This is a genomic window from Streptomyces sp. NPDC002676 (assembly GCF_053592455.1).
In genome coordinates, this window is record NZ_JBSFVT010000001.1 from 1,004,140 (window position 1) to 1,004,590 (window position 451).

The 451-nt window shown below is 74.7% G+C and carries 2 pseudogenes; both read left to right on the forward strand.

The annotated features are described in order from the left end of the window. Positions 1-180 (forward strand): annotated as a pseudogene (locus ACWD3E_RS04760) (tetratricopeptide repeat protein); the annotation flags it as partial. A 63-nt stretch (positions 181-243) separates the two neighbouring features. Continuing rightward, a pseudogene (locus ACWD3E_RS04765) lies at positions 244-451 on the forward strand (tetratricopeptide repeat protein); the annotation flags it as partial.

The following is a 451-nucleotide window of genomic DNA, read 5'->3' on the forward strand; positions in this document are numbered from 1 at the left end:
CGCAGCAACCTCGCCCGGTGGCGGGGGGAGACGGGAGACGCGGCTGGCGCCGCAGCCGCGTTCGAGCAGCTCCTGGCAGACCGGCTGCGGGTGCAGGGTGAGGACCACCCCCACACCCTGACCACCCGCCACGACCTCGCCCGGTGGCGGGGGGAGACGGGAGACCCAGCTGGCGCCGCAGCCGCGTACGAGCAGCTCCTGGCAGACCGAGTTCGGGTGCAGGGCCCCGACCACCCCCACACCTTGGCCGCCCGCAGTAACCTCGCCTACTGGCGGGGGATGGCGGGAGACGCAGCCGGCGCCGCAGCCGCGTACGAGCAGCTCCTGGCCGACCAGCTGTGGGCACTGGGTGAGGACCACCCCCACACCTTGGCCGCCCGCAGTAACCTCGCCTACTGGCGGGGGATGGCGGGAGACGCAGCCGGCGCCGCAGCCGCGTACGAGCAGCTCC